This window comes from Bacillus sp. ISL-41, assembly GCF_018613235.1.
Taxonomy (GTDB): domain Bacteria; phylum Bacillota; class Bacilli; order Bacillales; family Cytobacillaceae; genus Mesobacillus.
On sequence record NZ_JAGGQP010000019.1, the window covers coordinates 189,029 to 198,280 of the forward strand.

The following is a 9,252-nucleotide window of genomic DNA, read 5'->3' on the forward strand; positions in this document are numbered from 1 at the left end:
ATAAAAATAAACTTAAATCCACCTAATAAAGGTATGGTGAGTTGGAGCAACTTCGAAGTCTGAGGGTAGTAAGTTTATATTGTCGGAGGTTTTATAAATGAGTAATGAGGTTCAAATAAATCATGCCACAGTCTTCCAAAACAAAGTTCTATACTTGGCTAGGTCAAAGAACCTCCCAGGTATTAGTCTGACGATTATTGTTGGACTAATTGCCCATTCATTGGGGAAGGATTACCCCCTTATAGGGGGAGCTGTAATAGCGATAGTTCTGGGTATCCTGATTAGGCAGTTCCTGGGTGTTCCAGAGGTGTTTTCTGCTGGGATTGGCTATACCTTAAAAAATTTATTAAAACTTGCTATTATTCTTCTTGGCTTTAGTTTTAGTTTTTTAGATATTTTTCGACTTGGATTAAATACTATTTTTATTGTTTTAGTCGCAGTATTTTTAGGTATTTCCATAACATATTTAATAGCGAGGTTATTTAAGCTTAAAGGGAATATCCCCTTGCTGATAAGTTTAGGAACAGGAATTTGTGGTGCGACAGCTATTGCAACAACGGGACCTATCATTAAAGCAAAAGATGAAGATATCGTCTATGCGGTAAATACAATTTTTGCCTTTAATATTTTAGCAGTACTTGTATATCCTCTAGTGGGTCATTTACTTTCCATGCCGGATAATCAATTTGGTGCATGGGCAGGCACAGCTATTCACGATACTTCATCTGTGGTTGCGGCTGGATATAGTTATAGCAATCAAGCAGGGGATGCATCAGTTGTTGTAAAATTAATTAGAACATTGATGCTTGTACCAATTGCTGTCCTATTATCAATATATATAACTCTTAAAAACACTACATCCTATCAAGGCGAGAAACGAGTGAAAATGAGTAAGGTCTTTCCATTCTTTATTCTGTTTTTTGCTAGTGCAGCTGCGATAAATACAATATTCCCCCTATCAGCAAGCTTTATAGAACCAACTACTTTTGTTGCTAAGTTTATAATTCTAATGGTCATGGCAAGCGTTGGTCTTGGAACCGATATGAGAAAGATTAAATCAGTTGGTTTTCGACCTTTATTTGTTGGGCTAATATCATCCATCATAATGGGATCAATAAGCTTATTGCTAATTTTTATCCTGTTTTAATCACAATTTCTAATTGGGTCTTTAATACACCAATAAAATTTAGACTAGAATACCATCCTTCAAGGTTTAATTTAGGGGATATTATCTAAGTTGGAGAATCTTTTATAAGTTTATTAATAATGTAGGAGGGGAATTATGGCTCATTATCGTTTAAAGGCTCCATTGACAGATGAAGATATCAACCAATTATATGCAGGGGATACTGTTACATTAGATGGCACAATTTTTGGTATACGAGATGCTAATTTAATTCGTCTTTTTGACAAAAAGGTTGATTTACCAATAGATCTTGTACCACAGTTAAAAGGGTCAATCGGTATTCATACAGCCCCTGGAGTAAGAAAATTAGAGGATGGAACATATGAAAAGGTCAGTATTGGTACCACCACAAGCTATCGAATGGACCGTTTCACGAGAGGACTAATGCAAGAATATGGTATGAAGGTTATTATTGGTAAAGGAGGATTACTTGAGGACGGTAGTAAGGCTTGTGTAGATCTTAATGGGTGCTATTTTACAATCCTTGGAGGCTCCGCAGCCTTAGAGACTACACAAGTTGAAGAAATTGAAGATGTTTGGTGGGAAGACCTTATGCCTGAAGCTATATGGAAATTCAGGGTTAAGGATTTTGGACCTTTGATTGTTTCTATAGACTCGCATGGGAATAATAAATACACAGATATTAAAAAAGTTGCGAGGGCAAATCTGGATAACATCATAAGCCAAATTTAATATTCCACCCAAAAGAAAGCTATAGATTTAACTGTAAAGGCAAGAGACCCTTTAAATAGGATCTTGCCTTTTACTATATCCTTAATATGAAAAACATTAATCGAGGGAGGTGAAGTATGGAGAATTGGATCCTGCTTTTTATGATTGTTCTTATGTCTTCATTATTACAAACAAGCACTGGCTATGGCTTTTCCCTAATGAGTACACCTTTTTTATTTTTAATTTATCCAGTACATACAGCCATACAAATAAATATTATTCTTTCCCTATGTCTTTCGGTATTTATGATTTTTAAAATTAGGAAAGAAATAGAAAAACCACTGTTAATTAGATTAATTAAAGGAAGTAGTGTAGGAGTTGTCTTAGGAATACCTTTATACCTTTATATAAATGTTGAGTTTTTAAAGATTGTTGTTGGTGTACTTATCCTTATTTTCACGGTATTGCTGATCTTAAAATTCACAATAATTCAAACGAAGAAGCGTGATCTATTGATTGGTGGATTATCGGGATTTCTGACGACCAGCATAGGAATACCTGGCCCTCCTTTATTAATTTATTTTTCCGGAGAGATAATGGAAAAAGCAAGCTTTCGGAATACGCCTTTATCATATAATCTTTTTGTATATTCCATTAGTTTAATCCTTCAATTATTATTTGGTGGTACAAGTAAAGAGATTTGGACTTCTTCGCTATTTTCCATTCCTGCTCTTTTTATGGGGATACTTCTCGGACAATATTTATTTTCACGAATCAGCCAAAGGACTTTACGAGTAACAACATATCTAATACTTCTATTCACCGGTGGATATTTAATAATATCAATTTTAGTTATCTAAGAGGTTAATCTTATACTTGATAAAAAAAACAGAAACACGCAAATACCTGTTATAGGTTTGCGTGTTTTGGTGTGTAAGTGTATTTTGGATAAGTTACAATATCAAATTGAATATATCATAAAATAGTTTAACACTTATGATAAGTATGGAATATGCAGCAATTCTTTTCAACGTTAATGAGTTTAATTTTTTGGTTATTCGTCCTCCTATTTGTGCTCCTAAGGTACCGCCTATAATGAGGGTGATGCCATAACCAAGAGGGATAGTACTTATACTCATTTTGGTTATTAGACTTCCAGCTGCCAATAGAAAGCAAATAATCAGACTAGAACCAATTGCTTTTTTTATAGGCAGCTTATAAACGAAAATCAATAAGGGCACGATCAGGAAACCTGCAGCAATGCCTACTAATCCGCCAGAAATGCCTATCGCTAAACCCGCAATGATTGTTAGTGTAGATGATAAAGATGTGAATTTAAATGGTGTATTGTCTTCAGTCATAGTAGATTTATATGGTATCTGCATAATGATCGCAGCTAAAACAGCAAGGGAAGCGAAAACAATACGTAATGTAAAGTCCGAAGAAAAGGATGCCAAAAATACTCCAATCATTCCACCTACAAAGGCAGAAAGGCCCATAAATAAAGCTATATTCCATACGACAAGTTTTGATTGGATATAATAAAATCCGCCCGAGAGTGTGGAAAAAAAAGTTTGCATGATAGCTAAACTAGCAATCATGCTCATTGGAAGAGTTCTACCTGTAAAAAGCGGAAGAATTAGCATCAAAGTAAAGACTAAGATAATTCCTCCGCCAATTGATAATAAACCCGTAATAAGACCGGAGAGGATTCCTATTAACAACATAGTTATATACATTTTATGCTAACCTTAAATAAGAATACCAGCTGGTACTGGTACCCTTAAAAAGACGTTGAAGGTGCCATAAAGTATTGCCATCACAAGACACGAAAGAAGCAGGGGCTTCAAATATCCAAATAACCCTTGTTTTTCGTCTCTTAAATAGACGCTTATGAGTGTGAGAAAAATAGCACTAGTCACGTAAAAACCTATTATAGGTATGAGAATGGTGTAGAGAATCAAAGCAGTAATGCTGATCCATCTTTTTTTGGGATTACTAATTACTTCTACATTCTCACTTTTGGCGCTATCCTCATAATTTTTATAAAAAATTACTTTTAACAGTAGTATTACTCCTAATAATGCAAAAATGAAAATAACAACTTTTGGGAAAATATCTGCAGGAGATGTAAGTGTTTTTGTATTTACATAAAACAAAGCACTAATAGCCAAAACAATGATCGAAACAATTAAATCTTTCTTTCTTTCACTTTGCATACAACCACCTTCCCTTCATTTCTTGATATCGATGTTTTTATTTTGTTTGAACGTCCTTTTTTCAAGTTGGGATAAAAATATAGGAGTTACTATGGATAACCCTGTCAAAATTATTAATGTAATAGTGATTGGACTAGTGAAAAAAATTGTAGCTAGACTAGTACCCGTTTGTGCAACAAGATTTGCTTGGACAAATCCATTCTCAGCAATAACACCTAAGATTAGTCCTAACACAATAGGAGCGGGTAACACGTCAAACTTCATTGAAAAATATCCCAAAATGCCACAGGCTAACATTACAAAAACATCTAATGTGCTGTTTCTAATTGAGTATGATCCGATAACCGCTAAAACTGCAATAATGGGAGCTAAATAATGAAGGGGTACTGCTATTGTCTTTACAAAAAACCTTGTTCCAATAAGGCCTAAAATTAGGAGTAAAACATTTGCTACAATCAATCCCATCATGAAGGTGTATGCAATTTCACTGGATTCTGTAAATAATTTTGAACCAGGGGTTAAACCATGAATTAATAATCCCCCTAAAAGAACGGCTGCCACAGGGCTGCCTGGTATTCCTAATGTTAATAAAGGGATAAGAGAGGAACTAACTGTTGAACTATTAGCAGACTCGCTTGTAACGACACCATCAAAATGGCCTTTTCCAAATTCCTTCGGTGTTTTTGAAAAGCGCTTCGATTCGTTGTAAGCAACAAATCCGGCAACATTGCCTCCTGCGCCTGGTAATATACCTATAATGGTTCCAATTAATGAACTTCTCAATAAAACGACAGGTCTTTTGAGTGTTTCTATTATCGTTTTTTTGTAGATTCCTTTCCGTTCTGTATAAGAGGCAATGTATTTATCGTTTTTTTCCATCATATTAAGGACCTGAGGGATTGAAAAGAAACCTATCATTGCTGGGAGAAGGTTAATACCTTCAATTAATTTATCAAAACCAAAAGTAAATCTAGGGTATCCAGAAACAGGATCCAATCCTATTAAAGCTAGCAAAAGACCAAACGCTCCGCCGATAAGTCCCTTAGTAATGGATTTTCCTGCTAAACTCCCGATTATAGTTAAACCGAAAACAGCGAGCCAAAAGTTCTCTGCAGGTCCAAAGCCTAAGGCAAAGTTTGCGAGAGGAGAGGCTAAAAAGATTAAGAATAGTGTGCCAATAATACCACCTATAACAGAGGCTACGAGAGCGGCAATTAATGCTCTATCTGCTTCTCCTTTTAATGTTAAAGGATACCCATCAAAAGTGGTTGCAACTGCAGCAGGTGTCCCTGGTGTATTAATAAGTATTGCTGAATTAGCTCCACCAAACATGGATCCCACATATAATGACCCTAATGCTAACAATCCGGTGGCTGGATGCATTCCAAATGTTATTGGAACAAGCAAGGCAACGCCCATAGTTGCTGACAGACCTGGAAGAGTCCCGACAATTATTCCAGCTATAACACACAGCGCCATGATCGTTAAGTTTTGATAACCGAGGCTTTGTGTTAATCCATTAAGAATTTCTGAAGCCATTGAAACCCCCCCCTTTTTAAGAATATAAAATTTCATACTTCAAGAAAAAATTAACGGACCCCTTTTATCTTGAGGTATCATATCTCTAGTTAAAGGCTCTGTTAGATAAAATTGATCCGTTATATTAAATTGTTAGGGTTATGTCCCGATATTATTTATTTAAAAGGTCAAATTCCTCAAGAAGTTTTTCAGCCTCTACTTTTTCTTGACTAATAATTTCTGCCCATTCTTCTCCTGATAAAAATCCATCTACTAAACCTGCTTTTTTCATCTTTTCCTGATATTCAGGTAGCTTAGTAATTTGCTCTAAAGCTTTAAATATTTTTTCTTGATATTCTTTGGGGGTTCCCTTAGGGAGAGCTAACCCTCGGTCAATAGCAGCTACTATATCGATGCCTTGCTCCTTAAAAGTAGGAACATCGGGTAGCCATTCATGCCTTTCTTCTGTTCCGATTGCTAAAATTTTGAACTGACTCCGATCTTTGGTAACATCCCCGACATTCCCAACAATTGCATCAATATGGCCTCCGAGTAATTGTGATACTTGGTCGGCAGATCCGGGAAGTGGGACAGTAGTAACTTTTACTCCGGCAGCACTCATAAACTTTAGTGCTGTTAAATGATCACCTGTTAGATGTCCTGTCAATCCAACAGAAAGACTCCCAGGTTTATCCTTCAACTTTTGTATAAACTGCTCAAGTGTTTTTATCTCACTGTCTGCTTTTACAGCTATAACTTGGGGGTCATGTACAAGACGAGCCAAAATCTCAAATTGATCTGTTTGATATTGTGTTGGTTTTCCCAAGGGTTGTAGAATAATATGAGGTGTGTTGATAGACCCCATCGTATAACCATTAGGTTTAGCCTTTGCTAACTCCGCAAAACCTACCTCTCCACCTGCACCAGGCTTATACTCAATCACCATACTCTTTGGAAAATAATCCTTCCAAAACTTTTCAATAATTCTTTGATTTGTATCGGTTGTGCCTCCTGGACTAAAAGGAACGATATTTCTAATGTCTTGTTTTGGATATCCTTCATCAGCACTAACCTTAGGGGGCTCAGTTGCAGAATTTTTTACAGATGAAGAACAACCTGTAATTAGAAGTGCTGAAAAAATCAGGGTTAAAATGAAAGTTATTTTCCTCATAATATCCTCCTCTAATTTTACATTAATATGGAATTTTTCAATTGATGGAAATTCTTTTGGAAACTGTCCGATCCCCCCCTTAATGTAAACGTTATCATTCCTTTGAGTAAAAAAAATCACTTAAAACAACTTAAAACAAGGGTGAATAGTAAAAAAAGTTATTGACTCGGTGACCCAACCAGTTGTAATTATTAAATCATGATTTTTGTAAATATTCAATATATTTAGAATAATTTTTTTTGCTTTTTTTTGCAATATGATTAATGTCCCAGGTTTATACTCTTTTTATTTAGATTTTTATAGAATGAAGGGCAGTAGAGTTCAATAAGCCTTTATGTTGTAATGTTATAATCTTTTAAATTTAATTAAGCGAAGAGTTTGAGCATGTAAAAACTCACGTTCGGATTGAAAGATGGAAAAAATATTTCATAAATCTGAAGTAGAGCGTGGATTGTCTTGTGTATATGTCTGTACTGAATATGGAGATTCTCTTTTTGCTGGAAATGGAGTACAAAAGAAGAAACATTAATATTTCAGTACTTAAAAGTGGATCAGGTACCAGAAAAACAGGTGTCGGCAAGCTTCAAAACCGCTTGTGACCTGCGTGCCAGGTCGGTGGGTTCGATTACCAGGCGGTCCCGCCAACTATACATAAATTAGTAACCGCTCAGAATACTGGGCGGTTTTTTGTTTGAAAAATCCAGTGTAACTTGGAATTAGGAAGTGCCTTTCTCTTTATAGGAGCATAAGATACTTCCCTAAATGCTTCTCCTTTAGATACTACTTAAAAACAACGTCAAAAATTATATTTCGAATAACGAAATTTTCATCTGAAATTAAAAGGAGATTGTCTTACTTTGTCGAAATAGGTACTTTATACGAAATTTTTCACTACATAAGGAGGGTTCTTTTCATGCAGTTTAACGATTATCCATATACAAGGCCAAATATTGATGAGGTGGAGGGGAACTTTAATCAATTACTAGAGAGGTTCCAATCTGCTGAGTCCTTTGAGGTTCAGGACGGAGTCATGAAAGAAATCAATGAGTTACGCTCTGAGTTTGATAGCATGAGACAGATTGTTCAAATTCGTCAGACGATTGATACCACGGATGAGTTCTATAAGAAAGAAAAGGAATTTTTCAATGAGGTAGGACCAGCCTATAAGGGGCTAATCACAAAATATTACGAGGCACTTACAGGTTCTAAATACCGCTCTCAGTTAGAAAAAAAGTGGGGTAAACAGTTATTCTTATTAGCTGACAGTCAATTAAAGACGTTCTCTCCTGATGTATTAAAAGACATGCAGGAAGAAAACAAACTAGTTAGTGAGTATGTTGATTTACTTGCTTCAGCTAAAATCCCGTTTGATGGGGAAGTAAAAAATCTTGCTCAGCTAGTTCCTTATCACCAATCACCTGAACGTAGCGTTAGGAAGGAATCAAATGAAGCGAAGTACAGCTTTTTCGTTGAGCATGCCGATCAATTAGATGATTTATACGACAAGCTTGTAAAAGTACGTACTAGTATTGCTAAGAAGTTGGGATTCTCTTCTTTTACAGAGTTAGCTTATGCTCGACTTTCTCGTACAGATTATGATGCTGAAATGGTAGCAAAGTTCCGTGACCAAGTGAAAGAGTACATCGTTCCTTTAGCTACGAAACTAAAACAAAGACAGCAGGAACGAATTGGTGTTGATACATTTAAATATTACGATGACAGCTTCAGCTTTAAGACAGGAAATCCTGATCCTAAAGGAGATGCAGAGTGGATTGTACATCAAGCGAAGAAAATGTACGAGGAAATGTCACCTGAAACGAATGAGTTTTACAGTTATATGGTAGAAAACAACCTAATGGACCTATTAAGTAAAGCAGGCAAGGCTGGCGGTGGATATTGCACCTATATTAGCAAACATAAGTCACCATACATTTTCGCCAACTTTAATGGAACAAAAGGCGATGTTCGGGTATTGAAGCATGAAGTAGGACATGCGTTTCAAGTATTTGAAAGCCGTGTTTTTGAAGTGCCTGAGTACGGGTTCCCTACACTAGAAGCGTGTGAAATCCACTCGATGAGTATGGAATTCTTTGCTTGGCCATGGATGGATCTTTTCTTCGAGGAAGATACGGATAAGTATAAGTTCTCTCATTTAAGTGAAGCGGTCCTATTTATTCCTTATGGTGTAGCAGTCGATGAATTCCAGCATTTTGTGTATGCCAACCCGGAAGCTACTCCATCTGAGCGCAAACAAGCTTGGAGAGAAATCGAGAAGAAGTACCTGCCACATCGTGATTATGAAGGAAATGACTTCTTGGAAAACGGTGGTTTCTGGCAGCAGCAGGGACATATTTACAAGGTTCCTTTCTACTATATTGATTACACATTAGCTCAAATTTGTGCGTTGCAATTCTGGAAACGTACGCAGGAAAATACCGAGGATGCCTGGAAAGATTACCTGCACCTTCGTATTATAAGGTCATCCA

At 36.1% G+C, this 9,252-nt stretch carries 8 protein-coding genes; 4 read left to right on the forward strand and 4 right to left on the reverse strand.

Annotated elements, in window-relative coordinates:
* Positions 1 to 97 precede the first annotated feature (97 nt).
* The 3 genes from J7I80_RS09725 to J7I80_RS09735 all read left to right on the forward strand — a co-directional run bounded on the left by J7I80_RS09725 (position 98) and on the right by J7I80_RS09735 (position 2,718).
* On the forward strand, positions 98 to 1,147 hold the full coding sequence (locus tag J7I80_RS09725) for a YeiH family protein (protein WP_214737954.1): 1,050 nt from the start codon (positions 98 to 100) through the stop codon (positions 1,145 to 1,147).
* A gap of 135 nt (positions 1,148 to 1,282) precedes the next feature.
* Positions 1,283 to 1,879, forward strand: a complete 597-nt coding sequence (locus J7I80_RS09730) for a fumarate hydratase C-terminal domain-containing protein (RefSeq protein WP_214737956.1) — start codon at positions 1,283 to 1,285, stop codon at positions 1,877 to 1,879.
* Between the two features lie 116 nt (positions 1,880 to 1,995).
* Complete coding sequence (locus J7I80_RS09735) at positions 1,996 to 2,718, forward strand: sulfite exporter TauE/SafE family protein (protein ID WP_214737958.1); 723 nt, start codon at positions 1,996 to 1,998, stop codon at positions 2,716 to 2,718.
* A 93-nt stretch (positions 2,719 to 2,811) separates the two neighbouring features.
* On the opposite strand, the gene J7I80_RS09740 is transcribed toward J7I80_RS09735, so the two are convergent.
* The 4 genes from J7I80_RS09740 to J7I80_RS09755 form a co-directional block, all read right to left on the reverse strand.
* The gene (locus J7I80_RS09740) at positions 2,812 to 3,597 is read right to left on the reverse strand and encodes a sulfite exporter TauE/SafE family protein (RefSeq protein ID WP_214737960.1); all 786 of its coding nucleotides are present in this window, start codon (positions 3,595 to 3,597) and stop codon (positions 2,812 to 2,814) included.
* Positions 3,598 to 3,609: 12 nt separating this feature from the next.
* Entirely contained in the window at positions 3,610 to 4,077 is a 468-nt protein-coding gene (locus J7I80_RS09745; protein WP_214737962.1) for a tripartite tricarboxylate transporter TctB family protein, read from the reverse strand.
* Between the two features lie 15 nt (positions 4,078 to 4,092).
* A complete protein-coding gene (locus J7I80_RS09750; RefSeq protein WP_214737965.1) occupies positions 4,093 to 5,616 on the reverse strand; it encodes a tripartite tricarboxylate transporter permease in 1,524 nt (507 codons plus the stop codon).
* Between the two features lie 151 nt (positions 5,617 to 5,767).
* Complete coding sequence (locus tag J7I80_RS09755) at positions 5,768 to 6,766, reverse strand: tripartite tricarboxylate transporter substrate binding protein (RefSeq protein WP_214737967.1); 999 nt, start codon at positions 6,764 to 6,766, stop codon at positions 5,768 to 5,770.
* A gap of 913 nt (positions 6,767 to 7,679) precedes the next feature.
* Between J7I80_RS09755 and J7I80_RS09760 the strand changes: the two genes are divergently transcribed.
* Positions 7,680 to 9,252: M3 family oligoendopeptidase (locus J7I80_RS09760; RefSeq protein ID WP_214737969.1), on the forward strand; the 1,573-nt coding region annotated here is incomplete at its 3' end.